We start from the raw sequence: 23,670 nt of genomic DNA on the forward strand, positions 1-23,670 counted from the left end.
GGGCGGGTTCCCGCCATCGCGCAGGTGAGGGCCTGGACACAGGCCCGGAGGGAGGCGGTCCGTGGTGCTGGGAGCGATAGGTCTCGACGAGACGCAGGAGTCGGCGTACCGCGCCCTGGTGGCGGTGGGCGCGGCCGAGGTGAGTGACCTCGCGCACCGGCTCGCGCTGCCCGAGAACGAGACCGAGCGCGCGCTGCGCCGCCTGGAGCGCCACGGCCTGGCCGCCCAGTCGTCCGCCCGCACCGGACGGTGGGTCGCGGCGCCGCCCGGGGTCGCCCTCGGCGCGCTGCTCACCCAGCAGCGCCACGAGCTGGACCAGGCCGAGCTGGCGGCGGCGCTGCTCGCCACCGAGTACCGGGCCGAGGCGGCCGAGCCGGCCGTGCACGACCTGGTCGAGGTGGTGACCGGGGCGAGCGCGGTGGCCCACCGCTTCCACCAGTTGCAGCTGGGCGCGGCCGAGGAGGTGTGCGCCCTGGTGACGGGCAAGCCGGTCGCGGTGACCGGGATGGACAACGAGTCCGAGGAGCGGGCCTCGATCCGCGGGGTCGACTACCGGGTGGTGATCGAGCGCGAGGTGCTCTCGCTGCCCGCCGGCATCGTCGAGCTGTCCGCGGCGCTGGGCCGGGACGAGCAGGTGCGCACGGTGGAACGGGTCCCGACCAAGCTCGTCGTCGCGGACCGCAGCCTGGCGATGGTGCCGCTGACCGGGCGCGGCGCCGAGCCGGCCGCGCTCGTGGTGCACGCCAGCGGGCTGCTCGAATCCCTGATGGGCCTCTTCGAGGCGGTGTGGCGGGACGCGCTGCCGCTGCGCCTGGGCGGCGGGGGCCGGGGCGTGGTGGAGGAGAACGGGGGGCCGGACGCCACCGACCTGGAGATCCTTTCGCTGCTGCTCGCCGGGATGACCGACGCCAGCGCCGCCAAACAGCTCGAACTGGGTCTGCGGACCGTGCAGCGCCGGGTCAAGGGCCTGATGGAGCTCACCGGGGTCACCACCCGTCTCCAGCTGGGCTGGCATGCCTACGAGCGGGGCTGGGTGGCCCGCTGAGCATCCCGGGGCCCGCCCGGTGAACCGCCCGGAACTGCGGGAACGCGCCGTTTCCCGCACCCTTGGCAGATGGGTGTGTGGCAGCTCCTGGCGGTCGGAGCGGTGATGCTGATGGGTCTGTGCGGTGTGCTGGTCCCCGGCGTTCCGGGGCCGGCGATCGTATGGGCGGCCGTCGCGTGGTGGGCACTCGACGGCACCACCGGTCTCGCCTGGGCCGTGCTGGCCGGAGCCACGGGCGTACTCCTGCTGAACCAGGCGCTCCGGGCCCTCCTGCCGCCGCGCCGCTTCAAGGCGGCGGGGGTGTCCAGGCGCTCGGTGCTCACCGCGGGCGTGGCGTCCGTCGCGGGGTTCTTCGTGCTGCCGGTGCTCGGCGGGATCGCCGGGTTCCTCGGCGGGCTCTACGGCGCGGAGCGGGTGCGCCTCGGCAGCCACGCGGACGCCTCGGCCTCGGCCCGTACGGCGCTGCGCGCGGGCGGCTATTCGGTGATGGCCGAGCTCTTCGCCTGCCTCCTCGTCGTCGGGGCCTGGCTCGGCGCGGTGATCTGGGGCTGAGCGGAGCCTGGCGCGGCGCGGTGGCCCGGGGCCGGCCGGAGAGCCTGGCGCGCGGCGCGGGGCTGAACGGGGGGCGGTGGGGCGCTCCCGGGACCTGGGGCCGCATCCCGATGACGGGGCGGCGACGGCCGTGTGAGGGTGGCCCCATGAGCGAATTCAGCGAGGCCGAGCGTGCCTACCTCAAGAACCAGCGGCTTGGCCGGCTCGCCACCGTGGACGCGAAGGGCCAGCCGCAGGCCAACCCGGTCGGCTTCTTCCCGCAGGACGACGGCACGATCCTCATCGGCGGATACGCCCTGGGCACGACCAAGAAGTGGCGCAACCTCCAGGGCAACCCGAAGGCCGCCCTGGTGGTCGACGACGTCGTGAGCGTACGGCCGTGGAAGGTGCGGGGCGTGGAGATCCGGGGTACGGCCGAACTCCTCACCGGGCCGCATGAGTTGGGGCCGCATTTCAGCGAGGAGCTCATCCGCATTCACCCCCAGAAGATCCACAGCTGGGGCCTCGACGAGGCTCCGGACCCCAACTAGCTTCCGACAGGCTTCAGTTGCCCGGCCCGGGCGTCAACCGGGCTGCGCCTAGGAGAGTTTCACCTCCGGCTTGTACAGGTCGAGCCAGATCGCCAGGTCCAGGGTGCGCTCCAGGCCGCGCCGGGAGGCCTGGTGGATCTGCGGGCCGCTCACCTCGGCGGCCCGGCGCAGGCCTTCGCGGTCGATGAGGTCGAAGACCGGGTGCGAGGGCTGTGCGAGCAGGTCCTTGGCGTGCCCCTGGAGGGCGATGGCGTACTTCGGGTCCTGCGTGGAGGGGTAGGGGCTCTTGACCCGGTCGTACACGGACTGCGGTATGACGTCCTTGGCCGCCTCGCGCAGGAGGCTCTTCTCGCGGCCGTCGAAGGACTTCACCGACCAGGGCGCGTTGTAGACGTACTCGACGAGCCGGTGGTCGCAGAACGGCACCCGCACCTCCAGGCCGACGGCCATGCTCGCGCGGTCCTTGCGGTCGAGCAGGATCCGCACGAAGCGGGTCAGGTGGAGGTTGCAGATCTTGCGCATCCGGTACTCGAAGTCGCTCTCGCCGTCGAGGCGTTGGACACCGGCGACGGCGGTGTCGTAGGAGTCCTTGACGTAGGCGGGGACGTTCAGTGCGGCGGTCAGGTCCGGGCGCAGCAGGCCGGAGTCATCGCCGAACTGCTCGGCGAACTTGACGAGCCAGGGGAAGGTGTCGGCGGCCCGGGCGTCCTCGTCGAAGAACTGCTTGTAGCCGCCGAACACCTCGTCCGCGGACTCACCGGACAGGGCGACCGTGGAGTGTTCGCGGATCGCCTTGAACAGCAGGTAGAGCGAGGCGTCCATGTCGCCGAAGCCCACGGGGATGTCGCGGGCCCGGATGACCTTGGCCCGCACCTCGGGGTCGGCGAGGGACTGGGCGTCCAGGACGATGTCCTGGTGGATCGTGCCGGAGGTGCGGGCCACGTCGTGGACGTAGGGGGTGTCGGGGGTGGCGCGGAGTTCGTCGGCGACGAAGTTCTCGGTCTGGCCGACGAAGTCCACCGCGAAGCTGCGTACTTGATGGCCCACCTCGCCGAGCTGACGGGCGGCGAGCGCGGTCAGGGCGGAGGAGTCGAGGCCGCCGGAGAGCAGCATGCAGCGCGGCACGTCGGCCACGAGCTGGCGGCGGACGATGTCGTCGAGCAGCTCGCGGACGCGGGCGATGCTGGTGGCGCGGTCGTCCTCGTGGGGGCGGGTTTCGAGCGACCAGTAGGTGTGGGTGCGCAGCCCACCGCGGTCGACGGTGACGACGGTGCCGGGCTCGACCTCCTTCATGCCGTCCCACACCGCGTGGCCGGGCGTCTTGACCATGGTGAACAGCTCGCGGAGCCCGTCGAGCGAGACCGAGCGGCGGGCCAGCGGGTTGGCGAGGATCGCCTTGGGCTCGGAGCCGAAGAGCACGCCGTCGGCGGTCTCGTAGTAGTAGAAGGGCTTGATGCCCATCCGGTCGCGGATCATGACGAGGCGCTGGACGCGCTCGTCCCAGATCGCGAACGCGTACATGCCGTTGAGGCGTTCGGCGACGGCCTCGCCCCATTCGAGGTAGCCGTGCAGGACGACCTCGGTGTCGGAGTCGGTGGTGAACCGGTGCCCACGGGCGGTGAGTTCGGCCTTGAGCTCGGTGAAGTTGTAGGTCTCGCCCGAGTAGACGAGGGCGACGGCCTGGCCGCCCGCCTCGACGCTCATGGGCTGGCGCCCGCCCGGAAGGTCGATGATCGCGAGCCGGCGGTGGCCGAGGGCGGCCGGCCCGTTGGCCCAGACGCCGCGGTCGTCGGGACCGCGGCAGTCCATCGTCTCGGTCATCGCATCCAGGGTGTCCCGCTCGGCGCGCAGTTCACGTTCGAAGGAGATCCAGCCGGTGATGCCACACATGGTGCCTCCTGCTTGGCCTCTTCGGCCGGAGGGGGGACGTTCCGCCGACCGAATCAGATGTATTGAGCAACTACCTACCTTTCGATCGTGTGTCTCGGCAGGGGCATCCGTCAACACGTCCGTAACACAGCTGGCTTGAATGCAGCACCCAGTCGGCCGGGAACACACATGGGAGAGACGGGGAACGTATACGGGAGGTCAAGGGCCCCTAAAACAAGGGAAGTTACCGACAGGGGCGGCGGGAGGGGCCACGCGCAGGAGCTGCGGGAGCCACGGGCCGGAGGCCTACGGGAGCCCTGGGGGCCAGGTGGGCCCTGGGGGCCAAGGTGGGCTGCGGGAGCCAGGTGGGCCACGGGAGTCAGGTGGACTGCGGGAGCCAGGTGGGCCACGGGGGCCACGTGGGCTGCGGGAGCCAGGTGGGCTACGGGCTGACCGCGAGCACGATGTACGCGGCGAACAGCGAGAGGTGCAGGCCGCCCTGCATCAGGGTGGCGCGGCCCGGGACGACCGTGAGGATGCCGACGGTGACGGTCAGCGCGAGCAGCACCATGTGGCTGGCGCCGAGGCCCAGGACCAGCGGGCCCGCGAGCCAGATCGTGGCGAGCGCGACGGCCGGAATGGTGAGGCCGATGCTGGCCATGGCCGAGCCGAGCGCGAGGTTGAGGCTGGTCTGCACGCGGTCGCGGCGGGCGGCCCGTACCGCGGCGATGGTCTCGGGCAGCAGCACGAGGAGCGCGATGACGACGCCCACGACCGAGGCGGGCAGACCGGCCGCGGCCACCCCGCGCTCGATGGTCGGCGAGACGCCCTTGGCCAGGCCCACGACCGCGACGAGCGCGACCCCGAGCAGGGCGACACTGGTCCAGGCGGTGCGCGCGGAGGGCGGGTTGGCGTGGTCGTCGTCCCGCATCACCTCGCCCTGCTGGGTCACCGGCAGGAAGTAGTCGCGGTGGCGCACGGTCTGGGTGGCGACGAAGAGCCCGTACAGGAACACCGAGGCGATCGCGGCGAAGATCAGCTGGGCGGGCGAGAACTCGGGGCCCGGCTTGCTGGTGGTGAAGGTCGGCAGGGCGAGACTGAGGCCGGCCAGGGTGGTGACCGTCGCGAAGGCGGTGACGGTGCCCTCGGCGTTGAAGACGGCCAGTCTGCGGCGCAGCGCGCCGACCAGGAGACACAGGCCGACGATGCCGTTGCACGTGATCATCACGGCGGCGAAGACGGTGTCACGGGCGAGCGAGGCGCTCTTGTCGCCGCCGTCCGACATCAGCGTGACGATGAGCGCGACCTCGATGACGGTGACGGCGACCGCGAGCACGAGTGACCCGAACGGTTCGCCCACCCGGTGCGCGACCACCTCGGCGTGGTGCACGGCGGCGAGCACCGCACCGGCCAGGAAGCAGGCGACCAGCGCGACGAGCCACGCGGGCAGCGACCGCCCCCACGTCAGCGCGAGCAGCACGAGGGCGAGCGGCGGCAGCAGCGCCGACCAGCGGTCCAGGGGCAGGCGCGCGAGACGGATCATGCCTCTGACGTTCTCAGAAGTGGCCCGGCCCCGCCCGTCGGACTACTGCGGCCCGGCGGTCGCGCTACCGCTCCCCGGCCGCCGCGACCGCGAGGTGGCGGCGCGCGTAGGAACGCCAGGGCCGCCAGGCGTCCTCCCCCGCGCAGCCCACGTCCGGGTCGCCGAGCGCCCGCGTGCGGATCACCTGGACGGTCCCCTCGGCCATGCCGGGCAGCGCCCTCAGGACGCGTGCGGCCTCGTCGCGGTCGGCGCCGGCGTCCAGGCGCAGGGTCCCGTCGGCGAGCGCGGCGGCGAGGGCGGCGAGGTGCGGGTCGGGGTGGCCGGCGAGCAGCGCGGGCTCGGGGAAGAGGTGGGTGAGCGCCCCGCAGGGCGCGTCGAGCCGCTTGCCGTATGCCTCGACGAGGCCGGCCGCGGCCTCCGGGCCCACCAGCGCGCGCACCGCGCACTCCTCGGGGTCCGCGGCGCCGGGCGAGCGAAGGCCCGGGGTGCGTGCGACGAGCGGGGCCAGACGGGGGTCGGCGCCGAGCCGCTCGTCGACGGCGTACGGGTCGGCGTCCAGGTCGAACAGGCGGCGCAGGCGCTGCACGGCGGTGGTGAGGTCGCGCAGATCGGTGAGGTGGATCCGGGCCTCCAGCCAGCCCTGGCGGGCTGCGGTGTGCGCGGGGGCGGCCTCGTCGACGGCCACGACCGCGGCGCCGTGGGGCAGCCGCAGGGTGCGCCGGTAGACGCGGGCGCCGCTCTCGCCGACGACCTCCTCGACGTGCTCGACGGCCTCACGCTCCAGGAGGTCGAAGGTCTCCTTGACGGCGTACGCGCCCCGGTAGGCGAGCCGCAGCGGGATGCCGGCGGACGCCGCGACGCCGGGCCCGGTGGCCCGCGTTCCGGCCTCCTCGCGCAGGCCGCTGGGGGTACGGGCGTAGATCTGCCGGATCGTGTCGTTGAACTGGCGCACGCTGGCGAATCCGGCGGCGAAGGCGATCTCGGTGACCGGGAGCGGGGTGGTCTGGAGCAGCACGCGTGCGGTGTGGGCGCGCTGCGCCCTGGCGAGGGCGACCGGGCCCGCGCCGACCTCGGCGGTGAGCTGCCGCTGCACCTGCCGGGTGCTGTAGCCGAGCCGTGTCGCGAGCCCCGGCACGCCCTCCCGGTCGACGACTCCGTCCCCGATCATGCGCATGGCCCGGCCGACGACATCGGCTCGCGCGTTCCACTCGGCGGAGCCGGGCACGGCGTCCGGGCGGCAGCGGCGGCACGCCCGGAAGCCGTGGCCCTGGGCGGCGGCGGCGCTCGGGAAGAACCGGACGTTCTTGCGGCGGGGGGTGACGGCGGGGCAGCTCGGCCGGCAGTAGATGCCGGTCGTCGCCACGGCGAAGAAGAACTCCCCGTCGAACCGGGCGTCCCTGCTGCTGACCGCCTCGTACTGGGCGTCTTGGTCCATCACGCGTTCCAGTGTGCGGGGTCCCCTGCGGGGTCGCTGGCGGAATTCGGACACCTAGCCCTCGCGGCCCCGGCCCACCCCGGACGCCCTGGCCCTTCGCGGCCCCGGCCCACCCCAGACGCCCTGGCCCTTCGCGGCCCCGGCCCACCCCCCTGGGCGCTGCCCCGGCCCGCTCCCTGTCGCAGCTCGGCTGCGGGCCGGATGGGGCCGGTCGCGCAGTTCCCCGCGCCCCTCAACCCGCTTTCGGCCGTCCACCGTGCGTGGCTGGTCGCGCGGTTCCCCGCGCCCCTCAACCCGCTTTCGGCCGTCCACCGTGCGTGGTTGCTCGCGCAGTTCCTCGCGCCCCTGTAGGTGACCCGGCATCCCCGGTCGCGCCCACCGCGGCGGAGCCGCGCAATGTCACAGCCCCGCGCCCCTGGCAGCGCCGGTGGCATGGGCATCTTCAGCCCGTCCGGCAATTGAGGACGAGCGCCCTTAAGGCGCGAACGGGGTCTGGGGCGGAGCCCCAGGAGGGCCGGAACCAACCAACCCCGAGTCACGGGCAGGGGAGGCGGGGCCGGCCACTCCCCGCATCCCCCGGAAGGGCTCAGCGAAGGCGCCCCCGCTTGAGGGCACCGTTGGCCCGGCCTTCCGCCCCCTTCGCCTTCCAGTCCCGCCGAATCTCCGCCCGCAACCGCGCGTCCGTCTTCGCCACGATCCGCTGGTTCTCCCGCAGCAGCTTGCGGTAACTGTCCAGGCGGCGCTCGGCCAGCGAGCCGTCCTCGATCGCGGCCAGCACCGCGCACCCCGGCTCCGCCTCGTGCGCGCAGTCGTGGAAACGGCAGTCCGTGGCCAGCTCCGCGATCTCGGAGAAGACCTGCCCGACGCCGGACTCCGCGTCGTAGAGCCCGACCCCGCGCAGGCCGGGGGTGTCGATGAGCACGCCCCCGCCGGGCAGCACCAGGAGGTTGCGCGTGGTCGTGGTGTGGCGGCCCTTGCCGTCGACCTCGCGCGCGGCCTGCACCGCCATCACCTCGTCCCCGAGCAGCGCGTTGGCCAGCGTGGACTTGCCCGCACCGGACTGCCCGAGCAGCACACTGGTGCCGCCCGCGACGACCGAGGCCAGCGCCTCGACGCCCTCGCCACCGGTCGCGCTGACCGGCAGCACCCGGACCCCGGGCGCGGCCGCCGAGACGTCCTGGACGAGATACGACAGCCCGACCGGGTCGGGGACCAGGTCGGCCTTGGTGAGCACGACGAGCGGCTGGGCGCCCGACTCCCAGGCCAGCGCCAGGAAGCGCTCGATGCGGGCGAGGTCGAGCTCGACCGCGAGCGACACCGCGATGATCGCGTGGTCGACGTTGGCCGCGAGGATCTGCCCCTCGGACCGGCTGGAGGAGGTGCTGCGTACGAACGCGGTGCGCCGCGGCAGATACGTACGGACGAACCTCGGGTCGCCGACCGGCTCGACGGCCGCCCAGTCGCCCGTGCAGATGACCCGCATCGGGTCGTGCGGGGTGACGAACGCGGTGTCGGCGCGCAGAGTGCCGTCGGCGGTCACCACGTCGCACTGACCGCGGTCGACCCGGACGACCCGGCCGGGCACCAGGCCCTGCTCGGCGTACGGGGCGAACTCCGCGGCCCAGCCGTCGTCCCAGCCGTACGCGGCGAGCGGACGCGAGGGAGCGGAGCTGTTGAACCCGGAGGCGGAGGGCCCGGAGGCGGAGCGCCCACGGAGGTCGGGCTCAGAGGTATTGAGCTCAGAGGTGTTGAGCTCGGAGGTGTCGTGCGGGAGGGAGAACGAGGAAGACAAGGGGAACCCTTCGAAGGGCGGCCCCGGCGTCACGCGCACAGGCGTGATGGAAGAAGTCGGTCAGCCGGAGACCGCGGGCAAGGTGTGGATGAACTTCGGGATGCGGGCAGCGCCCTTCGCAACGACAGCCATCGGTCACACCTCCCCAACCACGTCTCAGTACCGGCGACGACGATGTGTCGCCCCGTTCGAACAGCCCCGACTCTAAGCGCACCCGGCCCGGAGGCGCCAGCGAATAAAGCGAGTTGGGGCCGGCAGGGAACCCCGCACCGCTGCCCCGGAACGCACCCCCACCCCTTATTTGCGTATGAGCGCAAGAAGCGGCACACTGCACGAGTCGCTGGAAACCGCATCACCGAAGGGGGCAGCCATGGACGCGGATCCTCCCAGTCCGCAGCGCCCCGCCGGGCGTCGCTGACCCTTCCTCCCCCCTTCCTTTCTCACCACGCCGGGCTCCGCCGTGCCGGGGTGCGCGGTCGCGCCCCCGGGACTCCTGTGCCCACAGTGTGGTCGGAGGTTTCTTGTGATGTCGTTCCGGACGAGCAGCCCCGCACCGCGGGTCACCTCCGGCTTCGCAGGGCGCCTGGCCCGGCTGAGCTGGATCGACGCGGTCGTCGCCGCGGCCGTGCTCGTGCTCTTCTACGTCGTGCTCCAGGTCGGCCACGGGACCACGGTCCGGTTCTCGACCGACCAGTCGATCAAGGTCGACACCGATCCGGCCCAGCTGCCGTACGACGCCGCGCGCTCGCTCCTGCGCATGTTCATCGCGCTGGCCGCCTCGCTGGTCTTCACCTTCGTGTACGCGCTGGCCGCCGCCAAGAGCCGGCGTCTGGAGCGCATCCTGATCCCGGCGCTCGACATCCTCCAGTCGGTGCCGGTGCTCGGCTTCCTCACCGTCGCCGTCAGCGGTTTCATCGCCCTGTTCCCCGGCTCCATGCTGGGCCTCGAATGCGCGTCGATCTTCGCGATCTTCACCTCGCAGGCCTGGAACATGACGTTCGGCTTCTACCACTCCCTGACCTCGCTCCCGCGTGAACTCGACGAGCTGTCACGGTCGTTCAGGTTCACGCGGTGGATGCGGTTCTGGAAGGTCGAGCTGCCGTCCGGGATGATCAGCCTGGTCTGGAACGGGATGATGAGCTTCGGCGGCGGCTGGTTCTTCCTCGTCGCGTCCGAGGCGATCAGCGTCAACAACAAGGACTACGCACTGCCCGGCGTCGGCTCGTACGCGGGCGCCGCCATCACCGACGGCGACCTCGGCAAGGTCGGCTGGGCCATCCTCACCATGGCCGTGATGGTCATCGGCGTGAACTTCTTCTTCTGGCGGCCGCTGACCGCCTGGGCCGAGAAGTTCAAGAACGAGCAGTCCGAGGCCGGCGAGATCCAGCGCTCGGCCGTCCTGGACTTCCTGCGCCGCTCGCACTGGCCCCAGCTGCTCGGCAAGGCGTTCCGCCCGCTGGGCCGGGCCCTGAGCCGCGCGGGCCGCGCCTTCGGCACCGACGACCGTCCGCTGAGCGTCGACGGGGCGCGCCGGCGCACCGGGGACATCACGTTCACGGTCGTCGCGGGCGGCCTCATCCTGTGGGGCCTGTTCGATCTCGGCCGCTACCTCCACGACCAAACGGGGCTCGGCGTCTTCGGTGAGCCCCTGCTGCTCGGCCTCGCCACGCTGGCCCGGGTGGTGGTCCTGGTGGCCGCCGCCACCGTCATCTGGGTGCCGATCGGCGTGAAGATCGGCTTCTCGCCGCGCCTGACCCGCATCGCCCAGCCCGTCGTGCAGGTCCTCGCCAGCTTCCCCGCCAACTTCCTCTTCCCGCTGGCCGTCTGGTTCTTCCTGAAGACGGGCCTGTCCATCAACATCGGCGGCATCCTGCTGATGGCGCTCGGCGCCCAGTGGTACATCCTCTTCAACACCATCGCGGGCGCCATGTCGATCCCGAGCGACCTGCGCGAGGCCATGGACGACCTGGGCGTAGTCGGATGGCAGCGCTGGAAACGGCTGATCCTGCCCGGCATCTTCCCCGCGTACGTCACCGGCGGCATCACCGCGTCGGGCGGCGCCTGGAACGCCTCGATCGTCGCGGAGGTCGTCACCTTCGGCGGCACCACCCTGACGGCGACCGGCCTCGGCGCCTACATCGCGAAGGCCACCGCCTCCGGCGACTTCCCGCACCTGCTGGCGGGCGTGGCGGTGATGAGCCTGTACGTCGTCGGCCTCAACCGCCTGCTGTGGCGCCGCCTCTACCGGCTCGCCGACACCCGCTTCGCCCTCTGACACCCTGAGCCTTCCTGGAGCCCCCCATGGTTCTGAACACCCTGCGCACCCTGCGCAACGCCCGGCACGCCGTCGCCCCGCGAGCCCCCCGCCCGGCCGACGGGGAGGTCCTGCTCGAAACGGTCGGCCTGACCAAGGCGTACGCGGGCGCCGACGGCGAACTGCCCGTCCTCGGCGGCATCGACCTCCAGGTGCGGGCCGGCGAGGTCGTCGCGCTGCTCGGCAAGTCGGGCTCCGGCAAGTCGACGCTGCTGCGCTGTCTGGCGGGCCTGGTGCCGCCGAGCTCCGGCACGGTCTCCTACCGGGGTGCCCCGCTGACCGGCGCCAACCCGGGCACCGCCATGGTGTTCCAGACCTTCGCGCTGCTGCCGTGGCTGACCGTGCTGCAGAACGTCGAACTGGGCCTTGAGGCGCGGGGCGTACCGGCGGACGCGCGGTCGCGGGCGGCCCGCCAGGCGATCGACCTGATCGGCCTCGACGGCTTCGAGTCCGCCTATCCCAAGGAGCTGTCGGGCGGCATGCGCCAGCGCGTCGGCTTCGCCCGGGCCCTGGTCGTCGAGCCGGACGTCCTGATGATGGACGAGCCGTTCTCCGCGCTCGACGTGCTGACGGCGGAGAACCTGCGCGGCGAGCTGATGGAGCTGTGGGAGTCGGGCCAGTTCCCGACCCGGGCGATCGTCCTGGTGACCCACAACATCGAGGAGGCGGTCCTGATGGCCGACCGGATCGTGGTGCTCGGCTCCCGGCCCTACGGCACGATCCGCGAGACGTTCGAGGTGGGGCTCGCGCGGCCGCGCGACCGCGACGCGCCCGCGTTCGAGGAGCTCATCGACCGGGTCTACCGCACGATGACGGGCCGGGTGAAGGAGACCCACGGGTCGGGCCCCAGCCCCGTCCGGGCCGGGCAGGCCCCGCTCCCGGGCCGCGCCGAAGGCATCGAGCCCGACCGGCGCACCCCCGCGAACACCCCGCTGCCGGGCGCGAGCGTGGACGGCCTTTCGGGCCTCGCCGAGATGGTCGCCCACCGTGGCGGAAGCTGCGATCTGGCGGACCTCGCCGACGATCTGGGCCTGGAGATCGACGACGTGCTGCCGCTGGTCGACGCCCTGGAACTGCTGGGCTTCGCGGCCGTCACCGGTGACGACCTGGTCCTGACCGACCGGGGCACCACGTTCGCGGGCGCGGACGTGCGCCGGTCCAAGGAGATCTTCGCGGCGGCCGCGGTGGACGCCCCGCTGGTCCGCCTGATCACCACCAGCCTGCGCCAGAGCCCCGACGACGCCACCTTGCGGGCGGGCTTCTTCCGGGACGTGCTGGCCCACCACTACACGAGCGAACAGGTCACCCAGCAGCTGGAGACCGCGACGGACTGGGGCCGCTACGCCGAGCTGTTCGGGTACGACGCGGAGCGCGAGGAGTACCGGCTCGACGAGGGGGCGGCGTAACCCCGCCCGCCCGCGCGGTTCCCCGCGCCCCTCAGGCATCCCGTTCCGCCGGCCGGACGGGTCCCTGAACTCCCGCCGGGGGCTATTCGGTGACCGGGCGTGGGGCCCTTGCTCTGCGGGTCGCTCGGGACGGGGCGGTCTCCGCCGGCGTTGCGGGGGCCGGGGGCGCGGTTGCCTCGGGTGACGTCGCGAGGGCCACCACGGACGCCTCCTCAAGGAGGCCCCGCACCCCCGCGTGGGCCGCCCGGTAGAAGATGCGGGTGCCTTCGCGGCGCGAGGTGACGAGTCCGGCGGCACGCAGCTTGGCCAGGTGCTGCGAGGTCGCGGCGACGTGCGCGCCGAGGAGTTCCGCGAGCGCGCTCACCGGCAGTTCGGCCCCGCCGAGCGCCCACAGCAGGCGGTACCGCGAGGGGTCGGCCACCGCCTTCAGTACGGCGACCGCTCGGTCGGCCCGCTCCGCGTCCCAGCTGTCCATTTGCGCTCCCATGCAAATAGCGTAACGGCGGCGCGGCGCCCCGCGCACGGCACGGCCGGGGTGTCCGTTTCGTTCAAGACCCGCGCCCGCCGCGCTGCCTACGGTGAAGCCATGACTCCACGACTCGACGCCATCGGCCTGGTAGTGGCCGACATGGCCGCATCGCTCGCCTTCTACCGCCGCCTCGGCCTGGACATCCCGGCCGACGCGGACACCCAGCCGCATGTGGAGTGCACGCTCCCCGGCGGCACCCGCGTCCTGTGGGACACCGAGGACACCGTCCGCTCCTTCGACCCCGGCTGGCAGCGCCCCTCGGACGGCGGCCGTGCCGGGCTGGCCTTCGCCTGCGACTCGCCCGCCGAGGTCGACGCGACGTACGAGGCGCTGACGGCCGCCGGACACCACGGGCACCTCAAGCCCTGGGACGCCTTCTGGGGCCAGCGCTACGCGACCGTCCACGACCCGGACGGCACGGAGGTGTCGCTGTTCGCCGCCTTGGCGTAGGCGGTCAGCGTCATCCCGGCGAGCGAGCGCATCTCGCGGGCCAGGTGCGCCTGGTCGGCGCAGCCCGCGGCGAGTGCGGCCTCCGCGTACGGCACGCCCCGCGCCACCAGGGCGAGGGCGCGTCGCAGGCGCAGGATGCGGGCCAGCGTCTTGGGCCCGTAGCCGAAGGCGTCCAGACAGCGCCGGTGCAGCTGGCGGGCGCCGAGCCCGGCCTCGGCCGCGGTGGCGCCCACGCTCCAGCCGGCGGCGAGCCGCGCCGAGACCGCCCGCGTCAGCGGGTCCGGCGGCGGGGCCTTCGCGAGGGCCACGGCTTCGAGGGCCTCGGCGGGCGCGGCCGCGTCCCCGACGCGCAGCGCGAGCGAGCGCACCTCGGCGCCGGGCCAGAGCGCGTCGAGCGGGACCCGGGCATCGCGCAGTTCGTGGGCCGGGACGCCGAGGAGCGCGGGAGCGGCGCCGGGGGCGAAGCGGATCGCCGCGTAGTGCGTGCCGGGGGCCGCGTCGGGGACGTGGGCACGGGTGTCGGGGCCCGCCACCACGAGGCGGCCCTCGCACCAGAGCAGGTCCATGCAGCCGTCGGGAAGGACGGGCCGGGGCGCGCCGTCCGACACGGTCCGGGTCCACAGGACGGCGCCGGACAGCCGCGAGGGCCGCTCTCGGTACATGCTTCGAGGGTAGTCCCGCGCCTTCGGACCCCGCCGGTCAGTCGTGGTCGCGCGGGGACTTCTCCTGGCCGCGCGGGGGCTTCTCCGACGACTTGCCCGACGGCTTCTCCTCGTGCTTGCGCACGGCGTGCAGCCGGGACTTCACGTCCTCGGGGGGCAGGAACTTCGACCAGCGCTCGGGGAATTCGGACGGCATCCCGGGGTCGCCCGCCTCGTCCCCGTCCTCCGTGCCGTCGAAGAGCATCGCCTGCGTCGGCTGGGAGCGGGCCACGATCTGCGCGGCCTGCGCGGCCTTCACCCGCTCGCCGGCCTCGCGGGCGGCGGCCGTGGCCACCGAGGGCCACACCCGGTCGATGGCGGCGTTGACGGCCGCGCCGACCAGGACCGCGAACGCGGAGATGCCGATCCACAGCAGCACCGCGATGGGCGCGGCGAGCGAGCCGTAGATGGTGGGGCCCTCCACCGTGCTGGTCAGGTAGATCCGCAGCAGGAACGAGCCGAGCACCCACATCGCCAGGGCCACGAGCGCGCCCGGCACGTCCTCGATCCACGGCGAGCGGACCGGCACCGATACGTGGAAGAGGGTGGTGAGGAAGGCGATCGACAGCAGGATCATGGTCGGCCAGTACAGGAAGCTGATCACGTCCGTGCCCCAGGGGATCCACTCCACCACCCGGTCCGGGCCGACCACCGCGAGCGGCAGCACGACCGCGCCGATCAGCAGCGCGACGACGTAGAGCACCAGCGAGAGCGCCCGGGTCTTCACGATGCCGCGGTGCCCGTCGAGCCCGTACATCACGGTGATGGTGTCGATGAAGACGTTGACGGCGCGCGAGCCCGACCACAGGGCGATGGCGAAGCCGATGGAGACGATTTCCGGGCGTTTGCCCTTGGTGACGTCGTCGAGGAGCGGCTGCGCGAACTCGTGCACACCCCGGTCGGACAGCACGGTTCCGGCCGCGTTCAGGATGTTCTGCTCGATGCTGGCGACGGTGTGGGTGCTGGTCCAGCCGTCCACGTAGCCGAGCAGCGCGATGACACTGAGCAGCAGCGGAGGCAGCGAGAGCAGCGTGAAGAACGCGGCCTCGGCGGCCAGGCCCAGGATCCGGTACTCCACACAGGAGTTGACGGTGTCCTTGAGGAGCAGCCAGCCCAATTTCCGCTTGGAGACGTTCCGGTAGAGGACGCGGGCCCGATGAAGGCGGCCGGATGTCCGCTCGGGTGTTTCATTTGCTGGCTGCACGTCCTTACCGTATCGGCATGGCAGCCACCACCCACACAGTGACCAACCAGGCTCCGCCCCTGGTCGGGTACGACGTCTTCACCGCCGACCGGGCCCTTGGCGAGGCGGTCGAGCGGCACGTAGCGCCGGAGCTTCTCGACGGTGTCCAGGAGGAGCTCGCGGGCCTCGGACAGTCGGCGGGATCGGCCCAGGCCCAGGAGTGGGGTGTGCTGGCGAACGAGAACCCGCCGAAGCTGCGCACCCACGACCGTTACGGCAACCGGATCGACGAGGTCGAGTTCCATCCGAGCTGGCACCGGCTGCTCGGCAAGGCCGTCTCCTCCGGGCTCACCGACGCCTGGGGACGGCCCGCCGGGCATGTCCGCCGGGCCGCCGGGTTCCTGGTGTGGACGCAGGCGGAGGGCGGGCACGGCTGCCCGGTCTCCATGACGCACGCGGCCGTTCCCGCGCTGCGCACCGATCCGGCGCTGGCCGCCGAGTGGGAGCCGCGGCTCACCTCGCACGTGTACGAGCAGGGGCTGCGGCCCGCCGCCGAGAAGGGCGGCGTCATCTTCGGCATGGGCATGACGGAGAAGCAGGGCGGCAGCGACGTACGGGCCAACACCACGTTCGCGACGCCCCTCGGCGCCGACGGCGAGTACGTCCTGACCGGGCACAAGTGGTTCTGCTCGGCGCCGATGAGCGACGGGTTCCTGGTGCTCGCCCAGGCATCCCCTTCCAAGAAGGACAGCCTCACCTGCTTCCTGGTGCCGCGCGTGCTGGCCGACGGCACCCGCAACGCGTTCGCGATCCAGCGGCTCAAGGACAAGCTGGGCAACAAGTCGAACGCCTCCAGCGAGGTCGAGTTCGACGGGACGTGGGCGCGCCGGGTCGGCGAGGAGGGCCGCGGGGTGCGCACCATCATCGAGATGGTGGCCGCGACCCGCCTCGACTGCGTCATCGGTTCGGCCGCGCTCATGCGGCAGGCCGTGACCCAGGCGGTCCACCACGCCTCCTACCGCAGCGCGTTCGGCGGGTTGCTCATCGAGAAGCCGCTCATGCGCAACGTCCTGGCCGATCTGGCCCTGGAGTCGGAGGCAGCGACCACGCTCGCGCTGCGCCTCGCGGCCGCCTACGACGCCGACACCGAGGAGGAGCGCGCGTTCCTGCGGCTCGCGGTGCCGGCCGCCAAGTACTGGGTCACCAAGCGGTGTACGCCGGTGGCGGGCGAGGCCCTCGAATGCCTCGGCGGCAACGGGTACGTCGAGGAGTCCGGGATGCCGCGGCTGCTGCGGGAGGCGCCGCTGAACTCGATCTGGGAGGGCTCGGGCAACGTCCAGGCCCTGGACGTGCTGCGGGCGCTCCAGCGTGAACCGGGGGCCATCAACGCCTTCCTCCAGGAGGTCGGCAAGGCGCGCGGCGCGGACCACCGGCTCGACGGGGCGATCAAGAACCTGCTGACCGAACTCGCCGACCTGGACGGCATCGAGGGGCGGGCGCGGCGCCTGGTGGAGCGGATGGCGCTCGTGCTCCAGGGCTCGCTGCTGGTGCGCTGGGCGCCGCCGGAGGTCGCGGACGCGTTCTGCGCCTCGCGGCTCGGCGGCGACTGGGGGGCGGCGTTCGGGACGCTGCCGTCCTCGCTCGATCTGGCGTCCGTGGTGGAGCGGGCCCGCGTCGAGGTGTGAGCGGTGGCCCGTGGCGCGGCCGAAAAGCGGCGCCCCGGGCGGTCCGTCGGGGGTGGTGCTGCGCCGACACGGCACCACCCCCGCACTCTCATGCGTCCGAGGACGGAGCATGACGACCGGACTTCCGGTGCGCTGCCACCTTCGTACACACGCACGGCCGTTCGCGAGAGTTGCAAAGGGTTGCAACCATGTGGGGCATATCGCCGCACGCCAACTACCGGGCGGGCACGATGAATTCAGGACATCCGGGCTCGGCTCCGCCGGGCACCGGTGTCGACGGCAGGAGGATTCCGTGCACACCACCACGCTGGACGTGGCCCGGCTCGCCGCCATGGACGCCCAGGAGGCGACCCGGCTCCTGAAGGGCGTACGCGCGGCCGCGCTCGCGGGCCGGAGCTCGAAGGTCGTACCGCGCACGGAGATCGGGGAGTCCTGGCGGCGCGCGCTGCGCAGCGGCCTCGACCCGGACGGGGACAACCACGCGGGCCTGCTGCCGCTGTCCGAGGTCGAACGGCGCAGGCGGCACTCGCCGTTGGCGGAGGTCCTGCCGGTGCTGCGGGACGCGCTGGTGTCGGTCGCGGACGCGGCCCAGCACATCATGGTCGTCTCGGACACCGAGGGCCGGCTGCTGTGGCGCGAGGGCCATCCCTCCGTCCTGAGGCTCGCCGACACCCTGGGGTTCGAGGTCGGCGCGGACTGGAGCGAGACGGCCGCCGGCACCAACGGGGTGGGCACCCCGCTCGTCACCGGGCGTCCGGTGCAGGTGTACTCGGCCGAGCACTTCGTGGCCGCCCACCACACCTGGACCTGTGCGGGCGCGCCGGTCGTCGACCCGCGCGACGGGCGGCTGCTCGGCGTGGTGGACATCAGCGGGCCGCTCAGCACCATGCACCCGGCGACGCTCTCCTTCGTCACCTCGGTGGCCCGGCTCGCCGCGGCCGAGCTGCGCGGCCGGCACTTCGCCGCCCTGGAGCGGCTGCGCACGGTGGCCGCCCCGGTGCTGTGCCGGGTGGGCGGCCGGGCCCTCGCCGTCGACGACGACGGCTGGGTCGCCGCGGTCACCGGCATGCCGCCCACCGACCGGCTCGCCCTGCCGAAGGCCCGGCGCACGGGCCGGGTCTGGCTGCCCTCGCTCGGCATGTGCACCATCGAGCCCCTGCCCGGCGGCCGCCTCGTGCGGGTCGCCGACGAGGCGGCCGGGCCCGGTCCCTCGGCCGCCCGGCGGGTCGTGCTCGACCTCTCCAGGCCCCGGCGCTGCGCGGTGACCGTCTCGGGAGACGCGGGCGACTGGACGCAGGAGCTCAGCCCCCGCCACGCCGAGCTGCTCTTCGTGCTCGCCCTGAACCGGGAGGGCCGCAGCGCGGCCCAGCTCGCCCAGGACATCTTCGAGGACCCGACGCGCACGGTGACCGTACGGGCCGAGATGTCCCGCCTGCGCCGCCATCTCGCGGAGGTCCTCGCCCACCGCCCGTACCGCTTCAGCGAGGACGTACGAGTGGAGGTCGTCCGGCCCGGCCATCCGGCGGACCTGCTCCCCCACTCGCTTTCCCCGGCGATCGCGGCGGCCCGGGGCGAGCTCGCCTGACCTGCGTTGGAGGCAGCGCGGCGCGCATGATTGCCTGACGTCCATGAGCATCACCGTGACCACCTGGTCCCTGGAACAGACCTCCCCCGCCGATCTGCGCCCCGGCGCGGAACCCGAGGGTGACATCACGATCGCGCGCGCCGGGATCCCCTCGCCGGAGTTCAGCCGCTTCCTCTATACGGCGGTCGGCGGCGACATCACCTGGCTCGACCGCCTCGGCTGGAGCCGCGCCGAGTGGCAGCGGACCCTGGACAAGCCCGGCACCGAGACCTGGGTGGCCTACGAGCGGGGCACGCCCGCCGGTTACGTCGAGCTGGAGGCCCAGCCCGGCGGCTCGGTCGAGATCGTCTACTTCGGTCTGATCCCCGCCTTCCGGGGCCGGCGCATCGGCGGCCACCTCCTGACGTACGGGCTGCGGCGGGCCTGGGATCTGGCCGAGAGGTGGCCGGAGCTTCCCCCCACCGAGCGGGTGTGGGTGCACACCTGCTCGCTGGACGGCGAGCACGCCATGGACAACTATCTGCGGCGCGGCTTCAAGCTCTTCGACACCAAGGAGGAGCAGGCCGAAGAGGTGCCCACGCCGGGACCCTGGCCGGGCGCGGTCCAGTGACCCGGACCACAGAGTCTTACGATGCGGGACAGCTATGTCCACATTCTGGATAGTGGTGGACTGGGTCTAAAGTCCCGTGACACGCTTCCGTCATGTCTGGAACTGGAATTGCCTTGGTGAGTCGGCGGCACGTCGACCTCGGCCGCATGTCCAGCGCCATCTGTCCGGCACGCTGACGCCTCCAGCCACGCCGCGATTCTCTCCCCTCTGTCCTGACTGCGCACCGCCGCGCCGAAGCGCGAGTGTGCAGGTCAGAGCCGCCCACCCGCAGTCCCGAAGGACATACGCCATGGCCGCCAGCCCGGAAAACCCTGCCCCCACGACGCCCCGCCGCAAGCCGGGCCGCCACCGTGGTGAAGGCCAGTGGGCCGTCGGCCACTTCACGCCGCTCAACGGGAACGAGCAGTTCAAGAAGGACGACGACGGTCTCAATGTGCGGACACGCATTGAGACGATCTACTCCAAGCGCGGCTTCGCCTCCATCGACCCCAACGACCTGCGCGGCCGGATGCGCTGGTGGGGCCTCTACACCCAGCGCCGCCAGGGCATCGACGGCGGCAAGACGGCGATCCTGGAGCCGGAGGAGCTGGACGACGAGTACTTCATGCTGCGCGTCCGCATCGACGGCGGCCGCCTGACCACCGAGCAGCTGCGGGTGATCGGCGAGATCTCGCAGGAGTTCGCGCGCGGCACCGCCGACCTCACCGACCGGCAGAACATCCAGTACCACTGGATCCGCATCGAGGACGTCCCGGAGATCTGGAACCGCCTCGAAGCCGTCGGCCTGTCCACCACCGAGGCCTGCGGCGACACCCCGCGCGTCATCCTCGGCTCGCCGGTCGCCGGGATCGCCGCGGACGAGATCATCGACGGCTCCCCGGCGATCGACGAGATCCAGCGCCGCTACATCGGCAACCCGGCCTTCTCCAACCTGCCCCGCAAGTTCAAGAGCGCGGTCTCCGGATCGCCGCAGCTGGACGTCGCGCACGAGATCAACGACATCGCCTTCGTCGGTGTCGAACACCCCGAGCACGGCCCCGGCTTCGACCTGTGGGTCGGCGGCGGACTGTCCACCAACCCCAAGCTCGGCGTGCGGCTCGGCGCCTGGGTGCCCCTCGACGAGGTGCCCGACGTGTACGAGGGCGTCATCTCGATCTTCCGTGACTACGGCTACCGCCGGCTGCGCACCCGCGCCCGGCTGAAGTTCCTGGTCGCCGACTGGGGCGCGGAGAAGTTCCGCCAGGTCCTGGAGGACGAGTACCTCGAGCGGAAGCTGGTCGACGGGCCCGCGCCCGAACTGCCCAAGGAGGTGTGGCGCGACCACCTCGGGGTGCACCGCCAGACCGACGGCCGCTTCTACATCGGCTTCGCGCCCCGCGTGGGCCGCGTGGACGGCGCGACCCTGAGCAAGATCGCCGAACTCGCCGAGACGCACGGATCGGGACGCCTGCGCACCACCGCCGAGCAGAAGCTGATCGTGCTCGACATCGAGGAGGGCCGCGTCGACTCGCTCGTGGCCGGCCTGGAGGCGCTCGGCCTCAAGGTCAACGCCTCCCCGTTCAGGCGCGGCACGATGGCCTGCACCGGCATCGAGTTCTGCAAGCTCGCCATCGTCGAGACCAAGGCGCGCGGCGCCTCGCTCATCGACGAACTGGAGCGCCGCCTGCCGGAGTTCGACGAGCCGATCACCATCAACATCAACGGCTGCCCCAACTCCTGCGCCCGCATCCAGGTCGCCGACATCGGCCTCAAGGGCCAGCTGGTCCTGGACGGCGAGGGCAACCAGGTCGAGGGCTTCCAGGTGCACCTGGGCGGCGCGCTCGGCCTGGAGGCCGGCTTCGGCCGCAAGGTCCGCGGCCTGAAGGTCACCTCGGCCGAGCTGCCCGACTACGTCGAGCGGGTGCTCGGGCGCTTCCAGGCGGAGCGCGCCGAGGGCGAGCGCTTCGCCACCTGGGCGGCGCGTGCCGACGAGGAGGCCCTGTCATGAGCGAGCGCGCGGCCCCCTTCTACTGCCCGTACTGCGGCGACGAGGACCTGCGGCCCAACGAGACCGGTCACGGCGCCTGGGAGTGCGCGGCGTGCAACCGGGCCTTCCAGCTGAAGTTCCTCGGGCTGCTCGCCCGTGGCGTTCAGCGCAACGACCGTGGAGGGGAAGCGATATGACGGCCACTCAGACCGGCACCGGTACCGCCCGGGAGCGCGCGGCGCTCGCCGGGCAGGCGGACCGGGACCCGGGCGGGCGCACCGCCGAGGAGCTCAGGGAACTCGCCGAGCAGGCGGGCCGGGACCTCGAAGAGGCCTCTCCCCTGGAGATCCTGCGCTGGGCCGCCGACACCTTCGGCGAGCGCTTCTGCGTGACCTCCTCCATGGAGGACGCGGTCGTCGCCCACCTCGCCTCGCGTGCGATGCCCGGCGTGGACGTGGTGTTCCTCGACACCGGCTACCACTTCCCCGAGACCATCGGCACCCGGGACGCCGTCGCCGAGGTGATGGACGTCAACGTCATCACCCTCACCCCGCGCCAGACCGTCGCCGAACAGGACGCCGAGTACGGCCCGAAGCTGCACGACCGCGACCCCGACCTGTGCTGCGCGCTGCGCAAGGTCAAGCCCCTTGAGGACGGCCTCGGTTCGTACGCCGCCTGGGCCACCGGGCTGCGCCGCGACGAGTCCCCGACCCGGGCGAACACCCCGGTCGTCGGCTGGGACGAGAAGCGCCAGAAGGTCAAGGTGTCGCCGATCGCCCGCTGGACGCAGGACGACGTGGACGCCTACGTCGCCGAGCACGGCGTGATCACCAACCTCCTCCTCATGGACGGCTACCCCTCCATCGGCTGCGCCCCCTGCACCCGTCGGGTAGCCGAGGGCGAGGACGCGCGGGCCGGACGCTGGGCCGGGCGCAACAAGACCGAGTGCGGGCTGCACGGATGACGGACCGTCAGAAGAACGATCAGGAGACCCCGATGAGCGTGACGGAGGCGGGAGCCACCATCTGGCTGACCGGTCTGCCGAGCGCCGGCAAGACCACCATCGCCTATGAGCTCGCGGGCCGACTGCGCGCGGCCGGGCACCGGGTGGAGGTGCTCGACGGCGACGAGATCCGCGAGTTCCTCTCGGCGGGCCTCGGCTTCAGCCGCGAGGACCGGCACACCAACGTGCAGCGGATCGGCTTCGTCGCCGAACTGCTCGCCGCCAACGGCGTGAAGGCCCTGGTCCCGGTGATCGCCCCGTACGCAGACAGCCGCGAGGCGGTGCGCAAGCGTCACCAGAGCGAGGGCACCGCCTATCTGGAGGTGCATGTCGCGACTCCCGTGGAGGTCTGCTCCGTCCGCGATGTGAAGGGCCTCTACGCCAAGCAGGCGGCCGGCGAGATCAGCGGCCTGACCGGCGTCGACGACCCGTACGAGGCGCCGGAGTCACCCGATCTGCGCATCGAGTCGCACACCCAGACCGTGCGGGAATCCGCGGCCGCGCTCTTCGCGCTGCTCACCGAGAGGGGCCTGGCATGACCTCGGCAATCACTGCGGGCGAGGGCATCGACAGCCCGTACGCGCTCAGCCACCTGGACGCCCTGGAGTCCGAGGCGGTGCACATCTTCCGCGAGGTGGCGGGTGAGTTCGAGCGGCCGGTGATCCTGTTCTCCGGCGGCAAGGACTCCATCGTCATGCTGCACCTGGCCCTGAAGGCGTTCGCCCCGGCCGCCGTTCCGTTCACGCTCCTGCACGTCGACACCGGGCACAACTTCCCCGAGGTCCTCGCCTACCGCGACCGGGTGGTGGCCGAGCACGGACTCCGGCTGCACGTCGCCTCGGTGCAGGACTACATCGACGCGGGCAAGCTGCGCGAGCGCCCGGACGGGACCCGCAACCCGCTCCAGACCCTCCCGCTGACCGAGGCCATCCAGGAGCACCGCTTCGACGCGGTGTTCGGCGGCGGCCGGCGCGACGAGGAGAAGGCCCGCGCCAAGGAGCGGGTGTTCTCGCTGCGGGACGAGTTCTCGCAGTGGGACCCGCGCCGTCAGCGCCCCGAGCTGTGGCAGCTCTACAACGGCCGGCACGCCCCCGGCGAGCACGTCCGGGTGTTCCCGCTGTCCAACTGGACCGAGCTGGACGTGTGGCAGTACATCGCCCGCGAGGACATCGACCTGCCCCAGATCTACTTCGCGCACGAACGCGAGGTGTTCAAGCGGTCCGGCATGTGGCTGACCGCCGGCGAGTGGGGCGGCCCCAAGGCCGACGAGAGCGTCGAGACGCGTCTGGTGCGCTACCGCACGGTCGGTGACATGTCCTGCACCGGCGCCGTCGACTCCGACGCGACGACGCTGGACGCCGTCATCACCGAGATCGCCGCATCGAGGCTCACCGAGCGGGGCGCCACCCGAGCCGACGACAAGATGTCCGAGGCCGCGATGGAAGACCGCAAGCGCGAGGGGTACTTCTAGA

22 protein-coding genes are annotated in these 23,670 nt (G+C 72.5%); 15 read left to right on the top strand and 7 right to left on the bottom strand.

The window, feature by feature from the left end:
- Positions 1 to 64 precede the first annotated feature (64 nt).
- The 3 genes from ACFYZA_RS38505 to ACFYZA_RS38515 all read left to right on the top strand — a co-directional run bounded on the left by ACFYZA_RS38505 (position 65) and on the right by ACFYZA_RS38515 (position 2,127).
- Positions 65 to 1,045 carry a helix-turn-helix domain-containing protein gene (locus tag ACFYZA_RS38505; RefSeq protein ID WP_382590723.1) on the top strand — a complete coding sequence of 327 codons (981 nt, stop codon included), beginning with the start codon at positions 65 to 67 and terminating at the stop codon, positions 1,043 to 1,045.
- Positions 1,046 to 1,114: 69 nt separating this feature from the next.
- Positions 1,115 to 1,597: a DUF456 domain-containing protein gene (locus tag ACFYZA_RS38510; RefSeq protein WP_382590575.1), complete on the top strand. Its 483-nt coding sequence runs from the start codon at positions 1,115 to 1,117 to the stop codon at positions 1,595 to 1,597.
- 146 nt (positions 1,598 to 1,743) lie between these two features.
- Positions 1,744 to 2,127: a PPOX class F420-dependent oxidoreductase gene (locus ACFYZA_RS38515; RefSeq protein ID WP_382590578.1), complete on the top strand. Its 384-nt coding sequence runs from the start codon at positions 1,744 to 1,746 to the stop codon at positions 2,125 to 2,127.
- Between the two features lie 48 nt (positions 2,128 to 2,175).
- Here the strand turns inward: ACFYZA_RS38515 and asnB are convergent, their stop codons facing one another.
- From asnB to rsgA, 4 genes are all read right to left on the bottom strand, one after another.
- Complete coding sequence (asnB, locus tag ACFYZA_RS38520) at positions 2,176 to 4,017, bottom strand: asparagine synthase (glutamine-hydrolyzing) (protein ID WP_382590581.1); 1,842 nt, start codon at positions 4,015 to 4,017, stop codon at positions 2,176 to 2,178.
- A gap of 421 nt (positions 4,018 to 4,438) precedes the next feature.
- Complete coding sequence (locus ACFYZA_RS38525; protein WP_382590583.1) at positions 4,439 to 5,539, bottom strand: calcium:proton antiporter; 1,101 nt, start codon at positions 5,537 to 5,539, stop codon at positions 4,439 to 4,441.
- A 64-nt stretch (positions 5,540 to 5,603) separates the two neighbouring features.
- Positions 5,604 to 6,974, bottom strand: coding sequence for an AlkA N-terminal domain-containing protein (locus tag ACFYZA_RS38530; RefSeq protein WP_388494934.1), 1,371 nt, complete (start codon positions 6,972 to 6,974; stop codon positions 5,604 to 5,606).
- A 586-nt stretch (positions 6,975 to 7,560) separates the two neighbouring features.
- Positions 7,561 to 8,766, bottom strand: a complete 1,206-nt coding sequence (rsgA, locus tag ACFYZA_RS38535; protein WP_388494913.1) for a ribosome small subunit-dependent GTPase A — start codon at positions 8,764 to 8,766, stop codon at positions 7,561 to 7,563.
- Positions 8,767 to 9,292: 526 nt separating this feature from the next.
- Here rsgA and ACFYZA_RS38540 point away from each other — a divergent pair.
- Complete coding sequence (locus ACFYZA_RS38540; RefSeq protein ID WP_388494914.1) at positions 9,293 to 11,041, top strand: ABC transporter permease; 1,749 nt, start codon at positions 9,293 to 9,295, stop codon at positions 11,039 to 11,041.
- Positions 11,042 to 11,067: 26 nt separating this feature from the next.
- A complete protein-coding gene (locus tag ACFYZA_RS38545; RefSeq protein ID WP_382590592.1) occupies positions 11,068 to 12,486 on the top strand; it encodes a nitrate/sulfonate/bicarbonate ABC transporter ATP-binding protein in 1,419 nt (472 codons plus the stop codon).
- 82 nt (positions 12,487 to 12,568) lie between these two features.
- On the opposite strand, the gene ACFYZA_RS38550 is transcribed toward ACFYZA_RS38545, so the two are convergent.
- Positions 12,569 to 12,973, bottom strand: a complete 405-nt coding sequence (locus ACFYZA_RS38550) for an ArsR/SmtB family transcription factor (protein ID WP_382590595.1) — start codon at positions 12,971 to 12,973, stop codon at positions 12,569 to 12,571.
- Positions 12,974 to 13,072: 99 nt separating this feature from the next.
- Here ACFYZA_RS38550 and ACFYZA_RS38555 point away from each other — a divergent pair, with 99 nt between their 5' ends.
- Positions 13,073 to 13,465 carry a VOC family protein gene (locus ACFYZA_RS38555; protein ID WP_382590598.1) on the top strand — a complete coding sequence of 131 codons (393 nt, stop codon included), beginning with the start codon at positions 13,073 to 13,075 and terminating at the stop codon, positions 13,463 to 13,465.
- Here the strand turns inward: ACFYZA_RS38555 and ACFYZA_RS38560 are convergent.
- Both ACFYZA_RS38560 and ACFYZA_RS38565 read right to left on the bottom strand, forming a co-directional pair.
- Positions 13,405 to 14,127 carry a helix-turn-helix domain-containing protein gene (locus ACFYZA_RS38560; protein ID WP_388494915.1) on the bottom strand — a complete coding sequence of 241 codons (723 nt, stop codon included), beginning with the start codon at positions 14,125 to 14,127 and terminating at the stop codon, positions 13,405 to 13,407. The two genes, ACFYZA_RS38555 and ACFYZA_RS38560, sit on opposite strands and share 61 nt — an antisense overlap.
- 37 nt (positions 14,128 to 14,164) lie before the next feature.
- Positions 14,165 to 15,370 carry a YihY/virulence factor BrkB family protein gene (locus tag ACFYZA_RS38565; protein ID WP_382590601.1) on the bottom strand — a complete coding sequence of 402 codons (1,206 nt, stop codon included), beginning with the start codon at positions 15,368 to 15,370 and terminating at the stop codon, positions 14,165 to 14,167.
- A gap of 17 nt (positions 15,371 to 15,387) precedes the next feature.
- Between ACFYZA_RS38565 and ACFYZA_RS38570 the strand changes: the two genes are divergently transcribed.
- From ACFYZA_RS38570 to cysD, 9 genes are all read left to right on the top strand, one after another.
- Entirely contained in the window at positions 15,388 to 17,034 is a 1,647-nt protein-coding gene (locus tag ACFYZA_RS38570) for an acyl-CoA dehydrogenase family protein (RefSeq protein WP_382590604.1), read from the top strand.
- A gap of 331 nt (positions 17,035 to 17,365) precedes the next feature.
- Positions 17,366 to 18,619 (top strand): GAF domain-containing protein, encoded by a 1,254-nt coding sequence (locus tag ACFYZA_RS38575; RefSeq protein WP_382590730.1) that lies wholly within the window; start codon positions 17,366 to 17,368, stop codon positions 18,617 to 18,619.
- Between the two features lie 43 nt (positions 18,620 to 18,662).
- On the top strand, positions 18,663 to 19,229 hold the full coding sequence (locus ACFYZA_RS38580; protein WP_388494916.1) for a GNAT family N-acetyltransferase: 567 nt from the start codon (positions 18,663 to 18,665) through the stop codon (positions 19,227 to 19,229).
- A gap of 92 nt (positions 19,230 to 19,321) precedes the next feature.
- Positions 19,322 to 19,405 carry a putative leader peptide gene (locus ACFYZA_RS38585; protein ID WP_310591794.1) on the top strand — a complete coding sequence of 28 codons (84 nt, stop codon included), beginning with the start codon at positions 19,322 to 19,324 and terminating at the stop codon, positions 19,403 to 19,405.
- 113 nt (positions 19,406 to 19,518) lie between these two features.
- A complete protein-coding gene (locus ACFYZA_RS38590) occupies positions 19,519 to 21,216 on the top strand; it encodes a nitrite/sulfite reductase (RefSeq protein WP_382590610.1) in 1,698 nt (565 codons plus the stop codon).
- A complete protein-coding gene (locus ACFYZA_RS38595; RefSeq protein ID WP_382590613.1) occupies positions 21,213 to 21,392 on the top strand; it encodes a hypothetical protein in 180 nt (59 codons plus the stop codon). The genes ACFYZA_RS38590 and ACFYZA_RS38595 overlap by 4 nt, the downstream gene beginning before the upstream one ends.
- Positions 21,389 to 22,159, top strand: a complete 771-nt coding sequence (locus ACFYZA_RS38600; protein WP_382590616.1) for a phosphoadenylyl-sulfate reductase — start codon at positions 21,389 to 21,391, stop codon at positions 22,157 to 22,159. The genes ACFYZA_RS38595 and ACFYZA_RS38600 overlap by 4 nt, the downstream gene beginning before the upstream one ends.
- A 32-nt stretch (positions 22,160 to 22,191) precedes the next feature.
- A complete protein-coding gene (gene cysC, locus ACFYZA_RS38605) occupies positions 22,192 to 22,737 on the top strand; it encodes an adenylyl-sulfate kinase (protein WP_382590619.1) in 546 nt (181 codons plus the stop codon).
- Positions 22,734 to 23,669, top strand: a complete 936-nt coding sequence (gene cysD / locus ACFYZA_RS38610; protein WP_167152672.1) for a sulfate adenylyltransferase subunit CysD — start codon at positions 22,734 to 22,736, stop codon at positions 23,667 to 23,669. Before cysC ends, cysD begins: the two co-directional genes overlap by 4 nt.
- The last annotated feature ends 1 nt before the right edge of the window (position 23,670 follow it).

This window comes from Streptomyces sp. NPDC001828 (assembly GCF_042892175.1).
Classification (GTDB): domain Bacteria; phylum Actinomycetota; class Actinomycetes; order Streptomycetales; family Streptomycetaceae; genus Streptomyces.